The 24530-nt window shown below is 58.5% G+C and carries 20 protein-coding genes; 11 read left to right on the top strand and 9 right to left on the bottom strand.

The features are described 5' to 3' along the window. The first annotated feature begins 414 nt into the window (after positions 1-414). Positions 415-780, top strand: a complete 366-nt coding sequence (locus IBT46_RS18985) for a VOC family protein (RefSeq protein WP_200546924.1) — start codon at positions 415-417, stop codon at positions 778-780. 82 nt (positions 781-862) lie between these two features. On the opposite strand, the gene pepT is transcribed toward IBT46_RS18985, so the two are convergent. Next, entirely contained in the window at positions 863-2107 is a 1245-nt protein-coding gene (gene pepT / locus IBT46_RS18980) for a peptidase T (RefSeq protein ID WP_200546923.1), read from the bottom strand. Between the two features lie 118 nt (positions 2108-2225). Between pepT and IBT46_RS18975 the strand changes: the two genes are divergently transcribed. Continuing rightward, positions 2226-3818: an ABC transporter substrate-binding protein gene (locus IBT46_RS18975; RefSeq protein ID WP_200546922.1), complete on the top strand. Its 1593-nt coding sequence runs from the start codon at positions 2226-2228 to the stop codon at positions 3816-3818. 3 nt (positions 3819-3821) lie between these two features. On the opposite strand, the gene IBT46_RS18970 is transcribed toward IBT46_RS18975, so the two are convergent. Then, positions 3822-4745 carry a LysR family transcriptional regulator gene (locus IBT46_RS18970; protein ID WP_200546921.1) on the bottom strand — a complete coding sequence of 308 codons (924 nt, stop codon included), beginning with the start codon at positions 4743-4745 and terminating at the stop codon, positions 3822-3824. A 186-nt stretch (positions 4746-4931) separates the two neighbouring features. Between IBT46_RS18970 and IBT46_RS18965 the strand changes: the two genes are divergently transcribed. Further along, positions 4932-6353: a M20 family metallopeptidase gene (locus IBT46_RS18965; protein ID WP_200546920.1), complete on the top strand. Its 1422-nt coding sequence runs from the start codon at positions 4932-4934 to the stop codon at positions 6351-6353. Next, on the top strand, positions 6350-7618 hold the full coding sequence (locus tag IBT46_RS18960; protein WP_200546919.1) for an MFS transporter: 1269 nt from the start codon (positions 6350-6352) through the stop codon (positions 7616-7618). The genes IBT46_RS18965 and IBT46_RS18960 overlap by 4 nt, the downstream gene beginning before the upstream one ends. Positions 7619-7643: 25 nt before the next feature. Here IBT46_RS18960 and IBT46_RS18955 read toward each other — a convergent pair whose 3' ends face one another. Next, a complete protein-coding gene (locus IBT46_RS18955) occupies positions 7644-9533 on the bottom strand; it encodes a sigma-54-dependent Fis family transcriptional regulator (protein ID WP_200546918.1) in 1890 nt (629 codons plus the stop codon). A 275-nt stretch (positions 9534-9808) separates the two neighbouring features. On the opposite strand from IBT46_RS18955, the gene ssuD reads away from it, so the two are divergent. The 4 genes from ssuD (at position 9809) to rluF (ending at position 14519) form a co-directional block, all read left to right on the top strand. Further along, a complete protein-coding gene (ssuD, locus tag IBT46_RS18950) occupies positions 9809-10981 on the top strand; it encodes an FMNH2-dependent alkanesulfonate monooxygenase (protein WP_200546917.1) in 1173 nt (390 codons plus the stop codon). Between the two features lie 11 nt (positions 10982-10992). Further along, positions 10993-12084, top strand: a complete 1092-nt coding sequence (gene sfnG, locus IBT46_RS18945; protein WP_200546916.1) for a dimethylsulfone monooxygenase SfnG — start codon at positions 10993-10995, stop codon at positions 12082-12084. Next, positions 12077-13474, top strand: coding sequence for an FAD/NAD(P)-binding protein (locus tag IBT46_RS18940; RefSeq protein ID WP_200546915.1), 1398 nt, complete (start codon positions 12077-12079; stop codon positions 13472-13474). Before sfnG ends, IBT46_RS18940 begins: the two co-directional genes overlap by 8 nt. Before the next feature lie 160 nt (positions 13475-13634). Then, positions 13635-14519, top strand: a complete 885-nt coding sequence (gene rluF, locus IBT46_RS18935; RefSeq protein WP_200546914.1) for a 23S rRNA pseudouridine(2604) synthase RluF — start codon at positions 13635-13637, stop codon at positions 14517-14519. A gap of 112 nt (positions 14520-14631) precedes the next feature. On the opposite strand, the gene malI is transcribed toward rluF, so the two are convergent. Together malI and IBT46_RS18925 are read right to left on the bottom strand one after the other, a co-directional pair. Beyond that, positions 14632-15648: a Mal regulon transcriptional regulator MalI gene (gene malI, locus IBT46_RS18930; RefSeq protein ID WP_200546913.1), complete on the bottom strand. Its 1017-nt coding sequence runs from the start codon at positions 15646-15648 to the stop codon at positions 14632-14634. Positions 15649-15739: 91 nt separating this feature from the next. Further along, positions 15740-17239: a PTS transporter subunit EIIC gene (locus tag IBT46_RS18925; RefSeq protein ID WP_200546912.1), complete on the bottom strand. Its 1500-nt coding sequence runs from the start codon at positions 17237-17239 to the stop codon at positions 15740-15742. 272 nt (positions 17240-17511) lie between these two features. On the opposite strand from IBT46_RS18925, the gene IBT46_RS18920 reads away from it, so the two are divergent. Continuing rightward, on the top strand, positions 17512-17844 hold the full coding sequence (locus tag IBT46_RS18920; RefSeq protein ID WP_200546911.1) for a TonB family protein: 333 nt from the start codon (positions 17512-17514) through the stop codon (positions 17842-17844). Positions 17845-17982: 138 nt separating this feature from the next. Continuing rightward, positions 17983-18501, top strand: coding sequence for a hypothetical protein (locus IBT46_RS18915; protein ID WP_200546910.1), 519 nt, complete (start codon positions 17983-17985; stop codon positions 18499-18501). Positions 18502-18547: 46 nt separating this feature from the next. Here the strand turns inward: IBT46_RS18915 and IBT46_RS18910 are convergent, their stop codons facing one another. After that, positions 18548-19495: a sulfonate ABC transporter substrate-binding protein gene (locus IBT46_RS18910; RefSeq protein ID WP_200546909.1), complete on the bottom strand. Its 948-nt coding sequence runs from the start codon at positions 19493-19495 to the stop codon at positions 18548-18550. Between the two features lie 238 nt (positions 19496-19733). Beyond that, positions 19734-21173, bottom strand: coding sequence for an aldehyde dehydrogenase (gene aldA / locus IBT46_RS18905; protein WP_200546908.1), 1440 nt, complete (start codon positions 21171-21173; stop codon positions 19734-19736). 382 nt (positions 21174-21555) lie between these two features. Between aldA and rhaT the strand changes: the two genes are divergently transcribed. Next, complete coding sequence (gene rhaT / locus IBT46_RS18900) at positions 21556-22590, top strand: L-rhamnose/proton symporter RhaT (protein WP_200546907.1); 1035 nt, start codon at positions 21556-21558, stop codon at positions 22588-22590. Between the two features lie 35 nt (positions 22591-22625). Here the strand turns inward: rhaT and rhaR are convergent, their stop codons facing one another. Then, a complete protein-coding gene (gene rhaR / locus IBT46_RS18895; protein WP_200546906.1) occupies positions 22626-23495 on the bottom strand; it encodes an HTH-type transcriptional activator RhaR in 870 nt (289 codons plus the stop codon). An 11-nt stretch (positions 23496-23506) separates the two neighbouring features. After that, complete coding sequence (rhaS, locus tag IBT46_RS18890) at positions 23507-24331, bottom strand: HTH-type transcriptional activator RhaS (RefSeq protein ID WP_200546905.1); 825 nt, start codon at positions 24329-24331, stop codon at positions 23507-23509. Between the last annotated feature and the right edge of the window lie 199 nt (positions 24332-24530).

Genomic DNA, 24530 nt, shown 5'->3' with positions numbered 1-24530 from the left:
CTTATTCAGCAAAGCAGGCGGGCAGGTGGCTTACTGAAGGGCCATCCGCAGCGCTGAACGCAGAAAGGAAGCCCGGATTTGCCCACACGGACGTGGGCAAAAGACGCAGCCGCGCAGGACGCGCGTCTGCGGCGGTCCGTGAGGCTGACGAACGAAGAGAAGGCACAGCGAAGCTGCGCGAGGACCGGCCCGGCAGGAAGACACCCGCCCACCAGCGTGGACACTAAACTCACAGGCAACATATCCAAGCCACCAGCGTCAGCAACCAACCCGCAGGCAACTTACCCAACCGACCAGTGCCAGCACCCAACTCGCAGGCAACACACCCAGCTCATCCCTACTGACAGAAACTGTCACCCCCCAACGCTATCCTTCCCGACATCAAACCAACCCACGAAATGTAAGGAAATCACCATGAACGCACTCAATTACACCATCCTCTACGTCGAAAACCCGAAAAAAAGCGCCGATTTCTACCAGCGCCTGTTCCAGACCGAACCGGTGGTAACAGAGGACATCTACTACATGTTCGTCCTGCAAACCGGCCGCCTGGGACTGTGGGCAATCGACGACACCCAACCGCCGGCAACCAAAGGCCCAAGCCAGTCGGAACTGGTCTTCACCCTCGGAAGCCGCGCAGAAGTGGATGCCTGCTGCCACCTGTGGCAGCAGCACGGCGCGGAAATCCTCCAGCAGCCGAGCGAAATGGACTTCGGCTACACCTTTACCTGCAGCGACCCGGACGGTCACCGCCTGCGCGTATACGTTTACGAGGAATGACAGCATGAAAATCGGTGACTGACAGCCGCGCCGGGCGGCGGGTCATTGATACAGAAGCGGGCAGAGCCTGCCCGCTAACCGGTTACTTAACGAAAGGACGTGCCGCCAGCAGGCAGATTTTCTCCGCCAGCTCGTAGGACTTCACAAAAGAGGGAATTGGCAGAAACTCAAACTTAGAATGGAAATTATGCGCGCCGGTAAAGAAATTCGGCGTCAGCAGACCTTTCGCCGACAGCGCCGCGCCGTCGGTGCCGCCGCGCATCGGGATCACCTTCGGCTCTACGCCAATCTCCTCCAGCGCCGCAAAAATCAGATCGATGGGCAGGCGATCTTCACCAATGGCGTTGCTGATATTGCTGTAGGTATCGCTGATGCTCACCTCAACGCGCCCGGTCGGATAGCTTTTACGAATAATCTCCGCCACATCGTAGATCTGCTGCTTGCGCCCGGCGAAGCTTGCCAGGTCGAAATCGCGAATGGATGCCTTCAGCACCGCTTCGCTGGCGTTGGCATGCATATCGTTAAACCAGGTGTAGCCTTCGCGGCCCTCGGTATGCTCCGGCGTCTGCTGGCGATCGAAGTGGCCGATAAAATCCCACGCCATCAGCAGCGGGTTGACCAGCACACCCTTGCCGGACATCGGGTGCGCGGTCACGCCGGTCAGGCGGATCTCCGCCGCCGCGGCGTTAAAGTTCTCGTATACCACTTCGCCCAGCTCGCAGCAGTCAATGGTATAGGCAAAATCCACCTTAAAGCGGGATTCCAGATCCAGCGCCTTTGCGCCGCGCAGGCCGATCTCTTCATCCGGCACAAAAGCCATCACGATATCGCCAACCGGGGCATCGGCAGGCAGATGTTCCAGCAGCGTCATTGCCACCGTAACGGCGGCTTTGTTGTCCGCGCCCAGCACCGAGGTGCCGTCGCTGAAAATAATCTCCTGGCCGAGATAGGCGTTGATTTCCGGGTGCTCGGCGGTGCGCAGCCAGATGTCCTGCTCCTTATTCAGGCACAGATCTTTACCCTCAAAACGCAGCGTCTGCGGATGAATATGCGGCGACAGGCCAACGTCGACGGTATCGATATGGGTTATGAAGCCGATTTTCGGTGCGCCCGGCGTATTGCCCGGCCTGACGGCGGTCACAGTGGCAAATTCATCGATTACCACATCCTGCAAACCCAGCTGGGTCAGCTCTTCCGCCAGCAGCCGGGCCATGTCGTGCTGTTCGGGCGTACTGGGCAGGATGGTGGCGGCGGCATCGCTCTGGCTGGTGACCGCCAGATAGCGGTAAAAACGGTCGGTCAGCTTCTGCGCGAGGGAGTCAGTCATCAGGATTCCTTAATCGTTGCTCAGCATATCGCTGTATTTATGTCATATTTATCACTCAGATACTCTCTGGTTTTACGCACCACCCCCTGACAATGTCAAATAAAAAGCGAGGATGGAGATGAAGAAAGCGGTACTGGGCACGCTGTTAACGGCGCTGGCACTCTCAATGGCCTCTGCGGCATCGGCAAAAACACTGGTGTACTGTTCTGAAGGATCGCCGGAAAACTTTAACCCGCAGCTCTACACTTCCGGCACCAGCGTGGATGCCAGCGCGGTGCCGGTTTACAACCGGCTGGTAGACTTTACGCCGGGCACCACCGAACTGATCCCAAGCCTGGCGGAAAGCTGGGATATCTCTGAAGACGGCACGGTGTACACCTTCCATCTGCGCAAGGGCGTCAAGTTTCAGAGCAACAAAACGTTTAAACCCACGCGCGATTTTAACGCCGATGATGTGATCTTCTCGTTTATGCGCCAGAAAGATCCAGCCAACCCCTATCACAATGTCTCTAACGGCACCTATGCTAACTTCGAAAGCCTGGAGTTTGGTTCGCTGCTGAAAAATATCGAGAAAGTGGACGACCACATCGTGCGCTTTACGCTTGCTCATGCCGAAGCGCCGTTCCTCGCCGATCTGGCCTGGTACTTTGCCTCGATTCTCTCTGCCGAATATGCCGACGCGATGCTGAAAGCCGGTACGCCGGAGAAGGTGGACAGTGTGCCGATCGGCACCGGTCCGTTCGAGCTGGTGCAGTATCAGAAGGACTCGCGCATTCTCTACCGCGCCTTCCCGGAATACTGGCAGGGCAAGGCGAAGCTTGACCGGCTGGTCTTCAGCATCGTGCCGGATGCCTCAGTGCGCGCCGCCAAGCTGGAGAAGAACGAGTGCCAGGTGATGCCGTTCCCCAATCCTGCTGACCTCAAGCGACTGGGTGAAAACCCGAATATCACCCTGGAGCAAAAGGCCGGGCTGAATACCGGGTTCCTTGCATTCAACACCCAGAAAGCGCCGATGGATAACGTCAAAGTGCGCCAGGCGCTGACGCTGGCGATCAACAAACCGGCGATTATTGAGGCAGTCTTCCAGGGGACCGGCACCGCTGCGAAAAACCTGCTGCCGCCGGGCGTGTGGAGCGCCGCCGAAGATATGCAGGATTACGCATACGATCCGGAAAAGGCGAAAACGCTGCTAAAAGAAGCGGGTATCGCGCCGGGCACCGCCGTTGAGCTGTGGGCGATGCCGGTTCAGCGCCCGTATAATCCGAATGCTAAACGTATGGCGGAGATGATTCAGGCGGACTGGCAGAAGATCGGCATCAAAGCCACTATCGTCACCTTTGAGTGGGGCGAATACCTTAAACGGGTGAAAAACGGCGAGCATCAGGCGGCACTGATGGGCTGGACTACCGCCACCGGCGACCCGGATAACTTCTTCGGCCCGCTGTTTAGCTGCACCTCGGCTAACGGCGGTTCGAACTCGTCAAAATGGTGCTATCAACCGTTTGACCAGCTGATTACCAAAGCCCGCGCCGAGCAGAACCACGAAAAACGCGTGGAGATGTACCGCGAAGCGCAGCAGATTATGCACGATCAGGCCCCGGCGGTGATGATTGCTCACTCAACGATCTTTGAGCCGGTGCGCAAAGAGGTCAGCGGCTATGAAGTTGATCCGTTCGGCAAACATATTTTCTATCCGGTAGATATTAAATAATCGCTAAAAGTCGTAACGCGTTCTTATGCGTTCATCCTGCTGCTTCAGCTCATGCTGGGCGAATTCCAGGAACAGCGCCAGCGCGGCGGAGTGCGGGCGGCCAATCGCGGTTTGCACCTGTAGCGAGCGCTGACTGAGCTGTTCGCTGCCGAGCGACTTCAGTACCAGGCCCTGTTCTTCGGCCTGGTACATCACCGTAAACTGGCTGCAGATGGTGATGGCCTGCGGCGTGCTCAGCAGGAAGGAGTAAAGCGTGCTGAAGTTATTACAGGTCAGAGTGGGTTCCACAAAGGTGCCGCTCATCCGGCAGGAGAGATCGAAAAGCTGACGTACCGTAGTGCCCGCATCCGGCAGCGCCAGCGGCCAGGCCAGCAGGTCGGACAGTTGAATCCGCTGATGTGCCAGCGGGTGATTTTGCTGCATCACCAGCAGCACCGGTGCAGACCAGGCGGCCACCACATCCACGCCGCGCTCCGGGTGTAGGCTGAACTGAAAGGCGACGTCGCATTCGCCACGACGAATCACTTCCGCCACTTCCAGCGCGCTGCCCACCGTCAGATGAAAGCTGACTCCCGGATGCAGCTGACGAAACTCAGTAAACAGCACCGGCAGCAGGCTAAACGCCATGCCGTCGGTACAGGCCACACGCAGCGCGATGCGCCGCACCGCCTTCAGCCCCTTAATCTCCGCAATGGCGTGTTCCATGTCCATCATGCTTTTCCGCACGTGGTTCTCAAATATTTGCCCGGCGTCGTTCAGCACCATGCCGCGCGCATGGCGCTCAAACAGCGGTGCGCCGACTCTGGCCTCCAGCCGCTGGATCTGGCGACTGATAGCGGAAACGGCGACGAACAGCTGCTGGCTGGCGGCGCTTAGCGAGCCGCTGCTGGCAACGGCCAGAAAATAGCGAATTTCAGTGCTGTGCATAGCGGTGCCCTTTAACGGTGCGCGATCGGTGATGGTGCAGATGAGCATTGCTTTTAAAGCAAGTCTCGTTTGTTATTTTGATAATTGTGGCAAAGCTGAATATTAGCTTAGATGGACTGATAACAACATCGATCCGTGAAAGAGATCGTTAAAACGCAAACCAACACATAACTACGGAAAAAGTCTATGACAGCTGAACAGGCAGTAGCCCGCGCGACGGCGTATTTTGACAGCGGGGAGTTTAAGCGCGTGCTGGCGAAGCGCGTGGCGATACGCAGTGAAAGCCAGCGCGACGATCGCGATGAGATTATCCAGCGCTATTATGACGAAGAGATGATCCCGGCGATGCAGGGGCTGGGGTTTACCTGCCAGCAGCTGCCGAACCCGCAGGCACCGGCGCGTCCGTTCCTGCTGGCGACGCGTATTGAAGACCCCGCGCTGCCCACCGTGCTGTGCTACGGCCACGGCGACGTGGTGTTCGGTGACGATGAAAACTGGCGCAGCGGGCTGGACCCGTGGCAGCTGGTGGAAGAGGGCGACCGCTGGTACGGTCGAGGCAGCGCCGATAATAAAGGCCAGCACTCGGTGAATATCGCCGCGCTGGAGCAGGTGATTGCCGCGCGCGGTTTGCTGGGCTTTAACTGCAAGTTCCTGTTTGAAATGGGGGAGGAAGTCAGCTCCCCCGGCTTGGCGCAGCTGTGCCGGGATCGCCAGGCCGAGTTAGCCGCCGATATCTTTATCGCCTCCGACGGCCCACGCCTGAACGCGGAACGCCCGACGCTGTTCCTCGGTTCGCGCGGGGCGGTGAACTTCCGCCTGAGCATTCACGCCCGCGACCGCGACTACCACTCGGGCAACTGGGGCGGCCTGCTGACCAATCCCGGCACCCAGTTGGCGAATGCGCTGGCCTGCCTGGTCAATCAGCACGGTCAGCTGCAGGTGGCCGCGTTAAAACCCCCGGCCATCAGCGCGGCGGTGAAGGCTATTCTCGATGATATTACCGTGGGTGAAGGCGACGGCCCGGCTATCGATCCCGCCTGGGGTGAAGCGGGGCTGACGCCAACCGAGCGGCTGTACGGCTGGAATACGCTGGAGGTGCTCAGCTTCCTGACCGGTAACCCGGCGCGGCCGATGAACGCCATTCCCGGCAGCGCCACGGCGGTGTGCCAGCTGCGCTTTGTGGTGGATACCGACTGGCAGCACATCGGCGAGCACCTGCGCGAGCATCTGGATCGCCACGGTTTCCCGCAGGTTGAAGTTGAAGTGCTGCGCGGTTCCCCGGCCACCCGGCTTGATCCGACCGACCCGCTGGTCGGCTGGGCTCTGGCGCTGATGGCGGAAACCAGCGGCAAAAAACCGGCGCTGCTGCCGAACCTGGGCGGTTCGCTGCCGAATGATGTCTTTGCCGATATCCTCGGCCTGCCTACGCTGTGGGTGCCGCACTCCTATCCGGCCTGCGGCCAGCACGCGGTGGATGAGCACATGTTGAAGTCCATCGCGCGCGAGGGATTACAGATGATGACCCGGCTGTTCTGGGATCTGGGGGAACAGGGAAGCGCACTGCTGGCACGCCATCAGGCCCATCGTGCGCAGGGAGGTGCAAAATGAGTACCACCGTTCAGACACCTGCGGCGGTCAAGCCAAATCTGTATAAAACCCTGTTTGCCACCTGCGTCGGTAACGCGCTGGAGTGGTTTGATATCGCGGTTTACGGTTTCTTCGCCAGCTATATCGCCCATGCGTTTTTCCCAACCGAAGATCCCTCTGTATCGCTGCTGCTGACCTTCGGCAGTTTCGGCGTGTCGTTTCTGATCCGCCCGCTCGGGGCAATTGTGCTGGGTGCCTACGCCGACCGCGTCGGGCGCAAGAAGGCGCTGCTGCTGTCGATTATGCTGATGATGGTCGGCGGGCTCATCATCACCGTGATGCCGACCTACAGCAGTATCGGGGTGATTGCACCGATTATGATCCTGCTGGCAAGGCTGATTCAGGGCTTCTCCGCAGGCGGTGAGTTCGGCAGCTCCACCGCGTTTCTGGTTGAGCATTTCCCGGAGCGCCGCGCGTTTATCGCCAGCTGGCAGTTCGCCACCCAGGGAGCCAGTACGCTGATGGCGTCTGCCTTTGGTCTGGGGCTGACGGCCTGGCTGACCGAAGCGCAGATCCAGGAGTGGGGCTGGCGTATTCCGTTCGCCTTCGGCCTGCTGATTGGTCCGGTGGGGCTGTATATTCGCCGCCACGTGCACGAACCGGCCAGCTTCGTCAGCCAGGAAAAACACGCCGCGCCGCTGAAAACGCTGATGGGCCAGCAGAAAAACCTGCTGCTGCTGGCGATGGGGATGATGGTGATCTCCACCGGCGTGAACTACATGCTCAACTACGTGCCGACCTACGCCACCAAAAACCTGCATCTGCCGGGATCGACGGCGTTTACCGCTACGCTGGTGGCCGGGATTATTCTGACGGTGGTGACGCCGCTGATGGGGCTGTGGGCGGAAAAAGTCGGGCGCCTGCCGCTGATGTGGGGCTCGCTGATTATGCTGGCGGTAACCATTTATCCGGCGTTCCTGCTGGTGGTGAATCACACCAGTCCGACCACGCTGATCCTGCTGGTCGGCTGGATGGCGCTGCTGAAATCGGTCTACTTCTCAACGGTACCGTCGATGATGGCCGATCTGTTCCCAATGACCACCCGCGCCAGCGGCATGGCCATCAGCTATAACGTGGCGGTGACGGTGTTTGGCGGCTTTGCGCCACTGATCTGTACCCTGCTGATTAGCCTGACCGGCAGCAGCCTGGCACCGAGCTATTATCTGATGTTGCTGGCCCTGTTCAGCGCGGTGGCACTGTTCCACAGCCAGCGCCGGGTACGCTAAATACCCTTAAAATGTGACGCTGTCACTAATCGTGCCATAACGCCTCGCGCACCTTCACCGCGCGAGGCAACAATCCCAGTGCATAAAAGCGGTCGGCGATGGTCTGCTGTTCGCGGATCACCGCCAGATCCATGCGTTTAGTCTGATGGCTGCGCCGCACCAGCGCGTCCGACAGCGCCTGAGGTGCCAGGCCCAGTTCCGTTGCCAGCAGTGCGCTGGCCTCCTTGCGATTACCGTCAATATAGCGCCCGGTTTGCTCCAGCGCCGCCAGTAGCGTATGCAGCAGATCGGCAGAGTGCGCGGCGAAATCGCGGTGGGTGAGGTAAAACTGATGATTGTTTACCCGGCCTCGCCCGTCGCCGACCACCCGCAGCTGTCCGTCATATTCCGCCGCGCTGAGCAGCGGGTCCCACATCATCCAGGCATCCACCGCGTGATGATCGCTTGGCGTCAGCGGATATTTCGGCGGCGCGTAAACCACCCGCACATCGGCCAGGCTCATATCCGCCTCATCCAGCATCTGCACCAGCAGATAGTGCACGTTGGAACCTTTGTTCACCGCAATGCGCTTACCGCGCAGATCGGCAATCGTGCGGATCGGGCTGTCGTTAGCCACCATCAGCGCCACGCTCTGCGGCGCGGCCGGTTCCCAGGCCACGTAAAGCAGCGGGCTGCCGCTGGCCTGGGCGAACACCGGGGGAACTTCGCCGGTGGTGCCGAAATCAATCTCATGATGGGTCAGCGCATGCAGCAGCTGTGGCCCGGCGGGAAATTCACTCCACAGTACGCTGATCCCCCGGCTGGCAAACTCCGCTTCAAGGCTTTGCCGCGCTTTAAGAATGCCGAGATTGCCGAATTTCTGATAACCGATGCGCAGTTCGCGTTCCTGCGGCGCGGCTGGAGCGGCATCGAAACGCAGGCCGCGTGCGGCACTGCGCCGCGCCTTGATCAGCCCCAGATGGCCGAGATGCGTCCGCAGCGTATTGCGGCTGACGCCCAGCAGTGCGGCGGTTTGCAGCTGGTTACCGTCGCTCAGTTCAAATGCATTACGCACCAGCGAATCCAGCACCCGCTGGTAAATCTGCCCGCTGTCAACGCTCAGCTGCTGGCGCAGAAAGCGATCCAGCGCCAGTTCGCTGGCGGGTTGCGGGTCCAGCGCCACCGGGTTAAGCCGCAGGTGCTGCGGCGCGATCACCGCCTCGCGGCTGAGCAGCACGGCATTGTGCAGGGTATTTTCCAGCTCGCGGATATTGCCCGGCCACGGATAATCCATCAGCGTGGCGACGGTATCCTCCGCCAGCCGCAGTTGTGGCCGCCCGAGTCGGGTGGCATATACCTTGAGGAAATGATCCGCCAGCAGGGGAATATCCTCGCGGCGCTGGCGCAGCGGCGGCAGGGTCACCGCTGCGACGTTCAGACGATAATAGAGGTCCTCCCTGAAGCGGCGTTCGCGGATCGCCTGCGCCAGATCGACGTGGGTGGCGGCAATCACCCGCACGTTAACCTTCACCGGGCGGCGCGAACCCACCCGGGTGACTTCACGCTCCTGGAGCACCCTCAGCAGCTTCACCTGAAGCGGCAGGCTCAGTTCACCGATTTCATCCAGCAGCAGGGTTCCCCCTTCCGCCGCCTCAAACCAGCCCTGGTGGCGCTCCGCCGCGCCGGTAAACGCGCCTTTTTCGTGACCAAACAGCTCTGATTCCGCCAGGGTTTCGGTCAGCGCCCCGCAGTTTACCGCCAGAAAAGGCTCGCCGCGCCGCGCGCTGTGATGATGCAGATAGCGCGCCACCACCTCTTTACCGGTGCCGGTTTCGCCGACGATCAGCACCGTGGCATCGGTCGGGGCCAGCCTGTCCAGCACGCTCTGAAAGGCAATAGAGGCCGGGTCAATCAGTATAGGGGCGGGGTTTTGCATGCTTCACTCCTGCGGAATAGCGTCTGCGGCCAGAGTATCCTGGCGCGGAAGCGGCGACGAGAGGGGTAAAAGGCCTGTTTGCTGCAATTGCAGCAGAAGATCATCATCCTCTGCTGCATATGTAGCAAAAATTAATAGCGGAAAAATTTTTAATATACTGATTTTTAACAATAAAAACTCAAAAAAGAATTGGCATGTTTCCTGCTTAGTGTTTTATAACCAAAGCATAACTTTCTAATGAATAAATTCAGATGTAGTTATATAGGAAATGGCAAATGAGCGAGTCGGTACAGGACAACATCAACGTATTCTGGTTTCTGCCCACCCACGGTGACGGGCGTTACCTGGGGACCGCTGAAGGCGGGCGGGCAGTCGATCTTCCCTATTTACAGCAGGTTGCGCTGGCGGCGGACAATCTTGGCTATTACGGCGTGCTGATCCCCACGGGCAAAAGCTGCGAGGATTCCTGGCTGGTCGCCTCGGCGCTGGCACCGATGACTCGCCGCCTGCGCTATCTGGTGGCGGTTCGTCCTGGATTACAGCCACCCAGCCTGGCTGCGCGCATGGCGGCAACCCTTGACCGCCTGTCGGAAGGACGTCTGCTCATCAACGTGGTCACCGGGGGCGATCCGGTCGAGAACCGGGGTGACGGCATTTTCCTCAGCCACGCCGACCGCTATCAGGTCACCCGCGAATTTCTTGATGTCTATTCCCGCCTGCTGAAAGGCGAAAAGGTGGATTACGACGGCGCGCATATCCGCGTGGAAGGCGCTGAAATCCTCTTCCCGCCGGTGCAGGAAAACGGCCCGCCGCTCTATTTCGGCGGCTCGTCGGATGAAGCGATCGACGTGGCGGCGAATCAGGTAGATACCTACCTGACGTGGGGCGAACCGCTTGAGCAGGTGGCTGAAAAGCTGGCCGTGGTGCGTCAGCGCGCCGAGCAGCGCGGTCGTCAACTCGACTACGGCATCCGCCTGCACGTTATCGTGCGGGAAACCGAAGAAGAGGCCTGGGCCGCGGCCGACAAACTGATTGCCCATCTGGATGACGACACCATCGCCAGCGCGCAGAAAATCTTTGCCCGCATGGATTCGACCGGCCAGGCGCGAATGAGCGCGCTGCACAGCGGATCGCGCGACGACCTGCGCATTGCGCCGAACCTGTGGGCGGGCGTTGGTCTGGTACGCGGCGGGGCGGGCACCGCACTGGTGGGGAACCCGCAGCAGGTTGCAGCGCGTATCCGCGAATATCAGGCACTGGGGATCACCAATTTTATCTTCTCCGGCTATCCGCATCTTGAAGAAGCACACCGTTTTGCCGAGCTGGTTATGCCACTGCTGCCGCTGGCGACAAACGGTGAAAAACGTCAGGGAACGGTCAATACCGGACCATTTGGTGAAACGATTGGCGGCGACCGCCGGCCACAAAAACAGACCAGCGTGAGCTGAGGAGAACAACAATGAGCCAACAACCTATTCAATTCGCCTACTGGGTACCGAACGTGTCCGGCGGCCTGGTAATCAGTAATATTCCGCAGCGAACCAGCTGGGACTTTGACTACAATCGCAAGCTGGCGCAGATTGCCGAACGCGCCGGGTTTGATTACGCGCTGACCCAGATCCGCTTTACTGCCGGATACGGCGCGGATAACCAGCATGAGTCGGTCAGCTTTTCACAGGGGCTGCTGGGGGCGACGGAAAAACTGAAGGTGATTGCCGCGCTGCTGCCCGGTCCGTGGAACCCGACGCTGGCCGCCAAGCAGATCGCCACCATCAGCCATCTGAGCAACGCGCGCATTGCGGTTAACATCGTCAGCGGCTGGTTCCGTGGCGAGTTCAAAGCCATCGGTGAGCCGTGGCTGGATCACGAAGAGCGCTACCTGCGTTCGGAAGAGTTTATCCGCTGCCTGAAAGGGATCTGGCAGGAGGAGAGCTTTACCTTTGCCGGCGATTTCTACCGCTACCGCGAATATTCGCTGAAGCCGAAGCCGCTGTCGCCGCGCCCGGAAATTTTCCAGGGCGGCAGCTCCCGTGCCGCTCGCGATATGGCTTCGCGCGTGTCGGACTGGTACTTCACCAACGGCAACACCGTGGACGGCATCCGTCAGCAGGTGGAGGATATCCAGCGCAAGGCGGACTATAATCAGCACCAGGTTAAAATCGGCGTCAACGGCTTTGTTATCGCCCGCGACAGCGAGCAGGAAGCACAGCAGGTGCTGCAGGAGATCCTCGACCACGCCAACCCGGATGCGGTCAAAGGCTTCCAGCACGAAGTGAAAAATGCCGGCAGCGCCTCGCCGGAAGGTGAAGGCAACTGGGCAAAATCCACCCTGGAGGATCTGGTGCAGTACAATGACGGTTTCAAAACCAATCTGATCGGCACGCCGCAGCAGATCGCCGAACGCATTATCGCGCTGAAAGACGCGGGAGTGAGCCTGATGCTGCTGGGCTTCCTGCACTTCCAGGAAGAGGTGGAGTTCTTTGGTCGCGAGGTTATTCCGCTGGTGCGCGAGCTGGAGCGGCAGAAAGAGCGGGAACTGGCGCATGGCTGATCGCCATATCGCGATCGTCGGCGGCGGTTTCAGCGGCACCGCGCTGGCCATCCATCTGGCGCGCGGCGGCCATGCCGGGCTGAAGGTCACGGTGATTGAACCGCGCGACGGCGTGGCGCAGGGCGTGGCCTACGGCAGCCGCGATCCGGCGCACCGCATTAACGTGCCCGCTGACCGCATGCAGCTGACCGCTGCGGAACAGGGCGACTTTGACCGCTGGTTCCGTGCCTCGGCGGCTTACGATGCTGACCCGGCGGCACGCTGGCAGGACGGGCGGGTTTATCCGCAGCGCGGGCAGTTTGCTGCGTATATCTCCGGGCTGTTTGCCGAAGCGCAAAGGCAGTCACCGGTGGTTCTGTGCCATCTGCGCGACCGCGCCGTGGCGCTGGAAAACGGTGAAGTCATTACCGCCAGCGGTGAACGACTGCGGGTGGATGAGCTGGTGCTGGCAATCAGCCATCCGCCGCCCGCACTGCCGCGCGCCATTGCGCTGGCGCTGGAAGGGCATCCGGGACTGATTGCCGATCCGTGGCGCAACAACGCGCTGGCGGATATCGCGCCTGATGAATCCATCGCGATTATTGGCAGCGGGCTCACCATGGCCGATGCCGTGGCAACGTTACACCGTCACGGTCATCGTGGGCCGATTGTGGCCTTTTCACGCCGTGGCCTGCTGCCGCGTTCTAATCTCAGCGGCAGCTTTGAGCCGAGAGTGCTGGATTACGCTGTTCCGCAGCAGGATTCTGCACTCGGCTGGCTGCGGCGCATTCGTCGTGAGGTGAAGCTTGCCGCCGCAGAAGGGCTGCCGTGGCAGCTGGTGCTGGATGATATCCGCCAGAACGGTCAGGCCATCTGGCAGCAGCTGTCGCTCTCCGAACAGCGTCGCTTCCTGCGACATTTGCGCCCGTGGTGGGATGTTCACCGCTACCGCATCGCTCCGCAGGTCAATGCGGTGCTGGAACAGTGGCAGAGCAGTGGACAGCTGCAGGTGCTGGCCGCGCGTTTGCAGTCCATTACGACGGAAGGGAACGCGATCCAGCTGGATTTACGTTCCCGTAGAGGTGAAGTCCGCGCTCTGAAGGTCGATCGCCTGATTGTCACCACCGGACCGGCGCACGGCGGGCTGCTGCAAAGCGATGCGCTGCTGCACCAGCTGGCGCTGGACGGTGTGATCCAGCCGGACGAGCTGGCGCTGGGCATTAAGGTTAACGGCCGTTCGCAGACCATTAATCGCTTTGGTGCGCCGAATCTGCACCTTTACGTGGCTGGTCCCGCCGCGCGCGGTCGCTTCGGTGAGCTGATGGGCCTGCCGCAGGTGGCCGAACATGCCGAAAGCGTTGCCCGCCAGCTGCTGGCTGCTTGCTCCGGGCCGGAGGAACAGGGGCAGTAAGCCTGCTTTTTATTCAATATTGCAGCACGGTATTCCCCGCCGCCAGGCCAGAAAAACGGCTCCGCGGCGGCGGAATGCCGCGCTTTCAACAAAATCTGCATTTTTTACTCCAGGCTTGCCCGGCGGTAAGGTATAGTCCGCTTTTTTGCACGGGGGTAACATGCTGACCAACTCAACGACACGTCTTAATAAATACATCAGCGAAAGCGGAATCTGCTCTCGCCGCGATGCCGACCGCTATATCGAACAGGGAAATGTTTTTATCAACGGCAAGCGCGCCACGGTGGGCGATCGGGTGTCGGACGGTGATGTTGTTAAAGTTAACGGTCAGCTGATAGAACCGCGCGATGCCGAAGATCTGGTGCTGATTGCGCTGAATAAACCGGTGGGTATCGTCAGTACCACCGAAGACGGCGAGAAAGACAACATTGTTGATTTCGTTAACCACAGCAAGCGCATTTTCCCCATCGGCCGACTGGATAAAGACTCGCAGGGGCTGATCTTCCTGACCAACCACGGCGACCTGGTCAACAAGATCCTGCGTGCCGGTAACAACCACGAGAAAGAGTACCTGGTGACCGTTAACAAGCCGGTTACCGAAGAGTTTATTCGCGGGCTGGGTGCCGGGGTGCCGATGCTGGGCACGGTGACCAAAAAATGTAAGGTGAAGAAGGAGTCGACCTTCGTTTTCCGCATCATTCTGGTTCAGGGTCTTAACCGCCAGATCCGCCGTATGGCCGAGCACTTCGGCTATGAAGTGACCAAGCTGGAACGTACGCGCATCATGAACGTCAGCCTGAAGGGCGTGCCGCCGGGCGAATGGCGCGATCTGACCGATGACGAGCTGATCGACCTGTTCAAACTGATCGAAGACTCCAGCTCGGAAGACGCCTCGGTTAAAAAGTCACCGCCGAAATCTTCCCCGCAGAAAAAACCTGCCGGAGCGAAACCGGGGGCTAAGCCGGGTGAGAAAAGTGCCGGAGCGGGCGCTGCCGCCGGGCGCAAGCGTTTCACTCAGCCGGGGCGCAAGAAGAAAGGGCGCTAGGATAAACCTTTGCGTGTTAGTCAACGGTTAACGGCGATGGTTGCGGCCTGCCGTTAGCCTGTGGGCAGGAATCGGTGCACAAAAATCTGCGCTAAAGCTGACGGGTAGTGCTTCAGGCGGATTGTTGGATCACCAGCTGGCCGGAAAGGGTGATCCGCTGGGTTTGCAGCTCCGGCTCTTTCAGTTTGCGCATCATCAGCCCCGCCGCCTGGCGACCGGTTTCCTCACTGGCTGAGGAGACATAGGTAAACGACGGCGAGGTAAGATTAACGTGCAGCATATCCTCAAAGCCGATCAGCGCCACCTGCTGGGTCAGGAACACGTCCTTACCAACGGTGCGCCCCACCTGATGAATGCCGCCGATCGCACCGATTATCGCCGTCGGGGAATGGCAAAGCAGTGCCGTAATCGTATTGTTTTTCTCTAACAGCTGACGGGTGGCCACGCTGACCGAATGGGTGCTTTCCAGGCAGGCGGGGGTGAACTCATCTCGCAGCGCCAGCCCGTTCTGCTTCAGTGCGCCGTGCATGCCCAGCAGACGCTGGTGGCGCACCCGATCGTTTTCCATTCCGCCGATATAGGCAATGTTGCGGTGCCCGCGCTCAATCAGGTGGCGGGTGGCAAGACTGGCCGCCTGGCGGTTATCGCGCATGACCAGATTACAAGGCTGTTCCGGCAGCGCCTGCGACACCACCACCAGCGGCAGCGGGCACTGGCAGAGTTGTTCCGGCAGTCGGTCGGTCGTGGCATCACTGGCGAGATAGATCACGCCCGCCACGCCCTGCTGTTTGAAAGAGAGCAGGCAGCGCTCCAGATGCTGTTGGTCATCCTGCGGCTGGCCGAGGAACACCATAAAGCCCTGGCGTTCCAGCTCCTTGACGATGCTGGCCATCACCTTAATGGAAAAGCTGTCGCTGAAATCGCGCAGGATCAGCCCAATCAGATTTGAGGTATTGGAACGCAGGTTTGCGGCGGCGACATTATGCACGTAGCCCAGCTCATTAATCGCCGAGTGCACGCGTTCGATGGTCGCCTCGGATATTTTTCCCTTCTGGCGCAGCACCAGCGACACGGTCGAAACGGAAACGCCCGCCAGTTTAGCGACATCAATAATGCTGACCTTTTTCAAATGCGCTCCCTGAAACACCAGAATAATCAGTCGGAAACAGTAAAGCCTCCCGTACGAATACGGGAGGCTTAGCTACCTTAACAGCACCGGGCTATTTGCCAAGCGTTGTCGACATCGCCTGGGCGATAAACTGCGCACGAGCACCGAAAATAACCTGCACGCCCTTGTCGCCGACAAACACCACGCCGCGTGCGCCTACGCCGTTCAGCCCTTCTTTATCCACGCGATCGCCGTTCAGCACTTCGATACGCAGACGGGTAATACAGGAACCGACGGAATCGATATTTTTCGCTCCGCCCAGCAGGCCGATAATTTCGCTAACCAGCTCGTCATCGCTCTTATCGCTGGCATTCGCCGAGACTTCCGTGCGGCCGGGCGTTTTCACGTCAAAGCGGCGGATGACAAAGCGGAAGGTGAAGTAGTAAATCAGCGCCATCGGCACGCCAATCATCACCGCGCTGAGGAAGTTGGTCTGATAGCCGTTAAACGACGGCAGGATACCAAAGGAGATGTAGTCGATCAGACCGGCGGAGAAGGACTTGGCGATATGCGCATGCAGCAGATACATGCACATATAGGCCAGACCGGCCATGATGGCGTTGAAGACGTACAGAATCGGCGCAACAAAAATAAAGGTGAACTCAACCGGCTCGGTAATGCCGGTCAGGAAGCAGGTCAGCGCGGCGGAGAACAGAATACCGGCGGCGATTTTTTTGTTTTTAGTGTGCGCTTCGTGATACATCGCCAGGCAGGCCGCGGGCAGCGCAAACAGCATCAGCGGGAACTCGCCCTGCATAAACTTACCGGCATTTTGATAAGTGCTGCTGCTGAATGACTTGGTGCCTTCTTCCAGCATTTTGAACCAGATAGTCTGGTCGCCGTGGATCACCTGACCGGCCTGCGTGGTGTAGTCGCCGAACGAGTACCAGAACGACGGATACCAGATATGGTGCAGGCCAAGCGGGATCAGCGCGCGTTCCACCAGACCAAAGATAAAGGTCGACGCCGCCTGATTATCACCGTTGACGATCACCGACAGGGCATCGATACCTGCCTGGATATGCTGCCAGACATAGGGCAGCAGCAGGCCGAGAATAAATGACATAAACGCAGTAGCAATCGCCACAAAGCGTTTCCCGGAGAAGAAACCGAGGAATTCCGGCAGCTGTAGCGTATGGAAACGGTTATAGCACCAGGCGGCGAGAATACCGCAGATCAGCCCGCCGAATACGCCCATTTGCAGGGTGGGGATACCAACCACCATTGCATACTTTCCGCCCTGTGAAGCCATTTCCGGCGTAATGGACAGCACGGTTCCGATAGTAATGTTGGTAATAAACACCGATACGGCGGCGGAAAGGGCAGCGATACCCGATTCCGACGCCAGGCCAACCGCCGAACCGATGGCAAACAGCAGCGGCAGGTTGTCGAAGATCACTCCGCCCGCGTTCATCATCAGCGGCAGGTGGAACTTATCACCGAACGCCAGCAGCAGGCCGGCGGCAGGCAGCAGTGAGATGGGCAGCATTAACGCGCGGCCAATCATCGACAGCTTTGATAGCGATTTAATAACCCCTGATAACAGTCTCATCCCGATTTCCCCCGATTACCGACCATTATTCTGCGCACATTGTGCACTATTATTGTGAGTAGAACGTTTTAGTAGAACGTTCTACCTATCGTGAGAGAAGGTGCCGGGTTGTGCAACAAAATTCAGAATTCCAGGCATAGGAATTTGTGATTGTTTGAAGGGGATCAACTTCCGCAGTGAGCAAGCTACGCCATGTTATCGCGTGTTTTTCTGTTATGCTGTTTTCCTGTCTTGCTCAGGTTATTGATTGTTTTACGATAAGGGACTATTTAATGCATAAATTTACGCTAGTGCTGTTCTGCGCGTTATTAACCGCCTGTACGCAGGGTAACAATGATAGTCGCGGAGAGGTGCCATCACCGATAGCGATAAAACGGCCCGCTTACCCAGCGGCTGCGTTTCATCAAGGACTTACGGGCGATGTCATGCTGTCGTACGATGTCGACGCTAACGGCAATGTGATTAATCCGGTGGTGGTGTCTGATACGGCTAATGGCGTGTTTAATCGGGAAGCGCTGAATGCCATTTCGGGCTGGAAATATGAACCCAACAAGCCGTATAAAGGCATGACAAAAAACATCAAATTCATGATAAACCGACAGTAATCTGCGTTGTCCTGCCGGGCACTGCTGCCCGGCAAATTCATCGGTCACTTCACGCCTGAGAAACGGCTGGACGACCTACCCGGCCTGTAGCAAAATTTCAGGCACCTGATATACAGCCAACCCACTCTGGTCAGCAGCATGCACGCATTCTCGAAGTATGTTTTTTGCTCAACGTTGATTCTTTATGTTCTGACGTTACTTACCGTGACCTACGTTGGTGTCTATTTAACGTATGTCGCCGTGCCGGTCATTGTGCTTTCCGGCCTGTTGATGAAGCTGTCGGCGAAAAGAAATAACCCCCCTGGGCCGGTTTCAACGGCGGTGGCCAACGTGTTGTCCGGGGCCAACACCGGCCTGGCGCAGGTCAATGAAAGTCTGCTCTGGTATAACGAAAAACTCAGAATAATAAACGAGAAAACCGAACCGCATAATAAGCGCATCCAGGATATCAAAATAAAAATGATCGAGCCGGAAGTGATGCTGAAATATGAACGCGATCCGTTTAAAATCAAAGCGCTGGAAGCGCAGCTTGAAAGCATGGAGCAGGACATCAGCGAGATAGAATCGCAGAAGGACGAAATTAAGCTGGCGGTGGAGATCGATATTGCCCGCCGGAGACAGCAAGGCCAGCGCCTGAACGGGCCGTCAGCGCCTTGACCGGGCATTGCTGCCCGGCAAAGTCGCTGGTAACCGGCAATAAAAATTACTTATCCAGCGACCAGGTTGCGCTGCTGACGTCCACTTTCACCGGCAGCAGGCCGATCTGGGTAAATTTATCAGCCAGCGCCTGCTGTTCAGCAAATACCTGCGGGGCCATGCGTTCTGCCCCGTACGGCATTCTCGCCAGCGCCCGCTGCCAGATGGGTTCCGGCAGTCCGGTAGAGGTTGAGAGGATCTTCGCCGCTTCCTGCGGATGACCGTTCGCCCACTGGCTGAGCGCGCCTAACTCATCTACGACCTGCTTAGCGGTTTGCGGCCAGGTATCGGCAAACTTGCGGCTGGCAAGATAGAAGGTGTAGTGCGGCACCAGTCCTTCGGCGTTTCTCACCAGCCGCGCTTTGGCGTTGGTTTCCACCTCAGAGAGGAACGGGTCCCAGATCACCCAGGCATCCACCGCACCGCGCTGGAAGGCGGCGCGGGCATCCGCCGGTGGCAGATAAACCGGGGTGATATCTTTATAGCTCAGCCCGGCATCTTCGAGCGCACGAACCAGCAGATAGTTGACGTCCGAGCCTTTATTCAGTGCCACGCGCTTGCCTTTCAGATCGGCAACCGATTTCACCGGGGAATTCTCGGGAACGACAATCGCTTCCGTTTTCGGGTTCGCCGGGGAGTGTCCGAGGTACACCAGATCGGCTTTCGCGGCCTGGGCAAAGGTAGGCGGCGCATCGCCCGTGGCGGCCAGATCGATACTGCCAACGTTCAGGCCTTCCAGCATCTGCGGACCGGCAGGGAATTCAACCCACTTCACCGCGATCCCCTGTTTTTTAAACTGTTCATCCAGCGTGCCGCGATATTTCAGCAGAGCGAAGATGTTGGCTTTCTGATAGCCGATATTCACCGTTTCCGGCAGTTTTTCCGCGGCGTTAGCCGAAACGGTGGTGGCAATCACCAGACCGCTAATCAGGCCGCTAAGAAGTGCTTTATTCATGTTATTCCCCGAAGTGATAAGCGCTGTCAGAAAAACATATCAAAATGCATGAAGGCGGCTTAGCGAGTTGATCTGATAACGATATGCGGCAGGAACATAACGACGTGGAAATAACACAGTGATGCGCCGTTAATATCAAGATGGCAATATTGCGCTGCTCACTGAACGTATGGGCATGAAGGGGTTATGCACAGAGAGGCGGCATCTCGCGTGTGAAGATGCCGCCGGGTCAAATCAGTTACTGATATTGCAGATAGGCAACGTGGGTTTGCAGATACTCTTCCAGGCCGTGGCGGCCGTCGGCACCGCCAATGCCGGATTTACGCCAGCCTGCGTGGAAGCCCTGCATCGCTTCGAAGTTCTCCCGGTTAATGTAGGTTTCGCCAAACTTCAGCTGCTTCAGTGCCTGCATGGCGGTATTCAGGTTTTGCGTGAAGATCGACGAAGTCAGACCGTACTCGCTGTCGTTAGCCAGCGCGATGGCTTCCTCGAAGGTGCTGAATTTCATCACCGGCAGCACCGGGCCGAACGTCTCTTCCTGCATAATGTTCATCTGTTGGTTAACGTTGGTCAGCAGGGTGGGTTCAAAGAAGAAGCCGCTGCTGCCTGCGCGTTTGCCGCCGGTGACCACCGTTGCGCCTGCCGCCACCGCATCGGCGACTTTCTGCTCCACACGCTGTAGGGCTGCGGCGGTGATCAGCGGGCCCATATCCAGCCCTTTTTGCGTGGCGGGATCGCCAAATTTAACCTGCTCAAATGCGGCGGTCAGGCGCTTAACCACTTCATCGTAAACCCCATCCTGCACGTAGAGCCGCTCAGCGCAGTTGCACACCTGTCCGGTGTTGATCATGCGTGAGGCAACGATAGCCTTCACCGCCAGGTCTAAATCCGCATCGTTCATCACGATAGCCGGGGCTTTACCGCCCAGCTCTAACGACACCTTGGTGACGTTATGCGCCGCGGCTTTCATCGTGGCGATCCCGGCGTTCACGCTGCCGGTCAGGCTGACCAGACCCACTTTTGGGTTGGCCGCCAGCTCCTGGCCGATTACCGGGCCGTAGCCGGTCACGAGGTTAAACACCCCGGCGGGCAGGCCGATTTCATTAACGATTTCGGCGAAGATAATGGCGTTATTCGGCGTCAGTTCGCTGGGCTTGATCACAATAGTATTGCCGCTCAGCAGCGCCGGAGCGGCCTTGCGGGCAATCAGGAAGAACGGGAAGTTCCACGGCAGTATCCCGGTGGTGACGCCAATGGCTTTTTTGAAGACCAGAATATTTTCCTGCGGGCGATCGCTCTGCACGATCTCACCTTCGTAGCGGCGCGCCCACTCGGCCATATAGTCGAGGTAATCGGCGGTAAAGAACACCTCGGTTTCGGCCAGTTCCTGTGTTTTTCCGCCTTCGGCAACGATAGTGGCGGTCAGCTCTGCCGCGCGCAGGCGCACGCCTGCGGCGATTTTACGCAGCCAGTTTCCGCGTTCAATGGCCGGCAGCGCCTCCCAGCCCGGCTGAGCCAGCGCTGCGGCATCGATCGCCCGCTGCGCATCCTCAACGCTACCTTCGGGAATGCGCGACAGCAGCACCTCGGTGGCCGGGTTGATCACATCTATCCAGCGGTCGGAACGATTCTCGACAAACTGACCGTTGATATACATTTGTTGCTGAACTGGGTTCATGGCAGGTTCTCCGTGACGCATTTTTTATCGGTGTGTTAATTAACAGCGGAATAACTGTTACAGGTCTTAGAAAGTGCAACAGCTGTGGCGCAATCACCTTGAACTGGCTGCCAGCAATGAGAGCCGGGTGGCAAAAACGAAAAGAAGCAGCTGACCGATCTGGCATTTTTTATATTTAATGATAAATATGAGCAACTTAACGTAAAACCCGAGTGATTGCCGTGGCCGGGCATCAGATAAGCGAATTGTGATCGAGGTCGGCTGAAGGCGCTGAATTTTGCCAGATCTGCCGCCGGTGGGGCAGCCAGCGTAAGGTTGCCCGGTGGCGCTTATCCGTAGACTCCTTCGTCATACAGGGCAAACAACAACGAAGGAAAACAAAATGAGTGAAGCCATTCTCTCGGGTATTCTGTGGCATTTGGTCGGTGCGGCCAGCGCCGCCTGCTTTTATGCTCCGCTAAAGAAGGTCCGCAACTGGTCGTGGGAAACCATGTGGTCAGTGGGCGGGGTGATGTCGTGGATTATCCTGCCGTGGGCAATCAGCGCCATGCTGCTGCCCAGCTTCTGGGGCTACTACAGTTCGTTCTCTCTCTCCCAGCTAATGCCGGTGTTTCTGTTTGGCGCGATGTGGGGCATCGGTAACATTAACTACGGTTTAACCATGCGCTACCTCGGCATGTCGATGGGTATCGGCATTGCCATCGGCATTACGCTGGTGGTCGGTACGCTGATGACACCGCTATTACAGGGGCGCTTCGTTGAGCTGTTCAGTTCCATCGGTGGTCGTCTGACGCTGCTGGGTGTGCTGGTGGCGCTGCTTGGGGTGGCGATTGTTTCCCGCGCCGGGCTGCTGAAAGAGCGGGCGATGGGCATAGCGGCGGAGGATTTCAATCTGAAGAAAGGCCTGGTGCTGGCGGTGCTGTGCGGCATTTTCTCTGCCGGTATGTCCTTCGCGATGGATGCGGCCAAACCGATGCATGAAGCGGCCGCGGCTGCGGGTATCGATCCGCTGTACGTGGCGCTGCCGAGCTACGTGGTGATTATGGGCGGCGGGGCGCTGATCAACCTCGGCTACTGCTTTATTCGCCTGGCAACTAAATCTAACCTGTCGGTTAAAGCCGACTTCTCGGTGGCAAAACCGCTGCTTATCGCCAACATCGGATTGTCGCTGCTCGGCGGGACGATGTGGTATCTGCAGTTCTTCTTCTATGCCTGGGGCCATGCCCGTATTCCGGCGCAGTACGATTTCGTCAGCTGGATGCTGCATATGAGCTTCTACGTGCTGTGCGGTGGTCTGGTGGGGCTGTTGCTGAAGGAGTGGAGCAACGTTGGGCGCAGACCGGTTCGCGTGCTGAGCGTGGGCTGCGTGGTGATTATCCTCGCGGCCAACATCGTCGGGATGGGAATGGTGTCGTAAATTCGTTACAACGTCACATAAGGCTGACCTTCGGGTCAGCCTTTTGCGTTATGCAGCCGATGCGCCTCGCCGCCGCTGATAAAGCGCTGGCGCCAGGCGCTGGGGGTAAAGCCAGTTTCGCGGGTGAACACCACCGAGAAGTAGTTACTGTCGTCAAAGCCGCAGTGCGAGGCCACTTCACCAATCAGCAGATCGCCGCTGCGCAGCAGATATTTCGCCTGACACAGCTGCAGCTGGCGCAGATAGTGGCCAATGGTCATGCCGGTTTGCTGGCGGAAAAGCTGCTTCAGCGCCCGTTCGGACAGGCGATGCTGTTGGCAGAACGTGGCCAGATCGAACGGGCTGGCGATATGCCCCTGAATGGCGGCCATCAGCAGGTCCAGCTGTTCGCCTTCCGGCAGCTGCCACGGCAGATCGGAGGCGTAGCGATGGCGTTGTAGTATCAACGCCAGCTGTAAAAACAGCGCTTCGGTCAGCTGCCTTGAGAGCAGGTCGCTTTTGCGGCTCTCCACCTCCAGCTGCTTAATCACCCCGCGCGCCAGCGCCATGCCGCGCGTGGTCAGCCGCCAGCATCCTTCGTTGCGGGCAGGCAGCAGCTGCTGCCAGTCCAGCGCCAGCTGAAAGCGTTCCGGGCAGTAGATAATATTGTCCAGCACCAGATCCTGCACCGATTCGTAGCTGTGGCAGTCGTCGGCGTGCAGATAAAAGATATCCCCGCAGGTTACCGGCCAGGGGCGATCGTTCATCACGTGCAGGCCGTTACCGCGCCAGACCAGCACGATCTCATTAAATTCGTGAACGTGGGGCGGAAAGGAGGGCTGCGGCGTGCGCTCGGCAACCGCAACCGGCATCTGTTCGGCGGGAATATAGTCGGCTTTGGCCAGCCGCAGAGGGGCAGTCACCATGCATGTCCTTTTCAGTCATTTTGCCGCAGTGTACGCGGAGAGCAGCCAAACTCCCGTTTAAACAGCGTAGAAAAGTGATTGCTGTCACCAAAACCGCAGTGGAAAGCAATATCCGTCACCCGCATTTCACTGTGTCGCAGCAGATGGCGCGCCTCCAGCAGGCGCAGGCGGTTGAGGTAGCGCTGCGGCGTACTGCCGGTCTGCTGCTTCAGCTGGCGATGCAGGGTTCGCAGCGACAGTGAAAAGCTGTCCGCCAGATTTTCCCAGTCAACCTCTTCGCTGTAATGGTCGGCCAGCCAGTCGAGCAGCGCGCGCAGGCGGCCGTCCTGATCGTCGCTCTGCGCCGCACTGCGGCCCTGATGCAGCAGCACCAGCAGCTGCATAAAGCGCATCTCCTGTTCCGCCTGCCCGGCAATGCCCGCCGGGGAAGGTGAAGCGACCAGTCCGTCAATCAGCTGCCTGGCCTGCGCCAACACTTTATTACCGATGCGCCAGTGCGACGGATAAATCCCGTCATGCTCTGCGGGCAGCAGATGCTGTAATCCGGTGAGAAAACGAAACGACTCCGGCCCGCGATACAGCACGTTGGTCAGCGTCAGGTTGTCCGTTTGCTCATACATATGGCGGTCATGATTACGCACGAAGCAAACGCAGCCGCTGCACAGCGGCTGCGACTGGCCGTTGAAAACGTGGATACCGGCACCCTGTTCGACGATCACAATTTCGTGAAAGTCATCGTGATGGTGCTCCGGGAACGCCCCCTGCGGTGCTCGAGGTTCGATAGCAACCGGGCAGTGCCCGGAGGGGAAGAAATCGGCGCTGTGTAACACGGTCATGATGGTTTCCTCGTAACATGCCAGCAACAGAGTGTACGAAGCCGTGAGCGTTGCCACCTTGAATTTTTGACCGTAAATCTCCGCCAGGGCGTTAATTTTTAAAGAAATGACCGGAAACATTGAGAAATGCGGCAGGCATCACATCCCGCTCTGCAACGGGTTCAGGATGTGAAAATGTGAACTGCTTCACGTTCATCTT

It is taken from the genome of Erwinia sp. S38, assembly GCF_016624545.1.
Lineage (GTDB): Bacteria > Pseudomonadota > Gammaproteobacteria > Enterobacterales > Enterobacteriaceae > Erwinia > Erwinia coffeiphila.
This window is presented reverse-complemented; position numbering and strand designations above follow the sequence as displayed.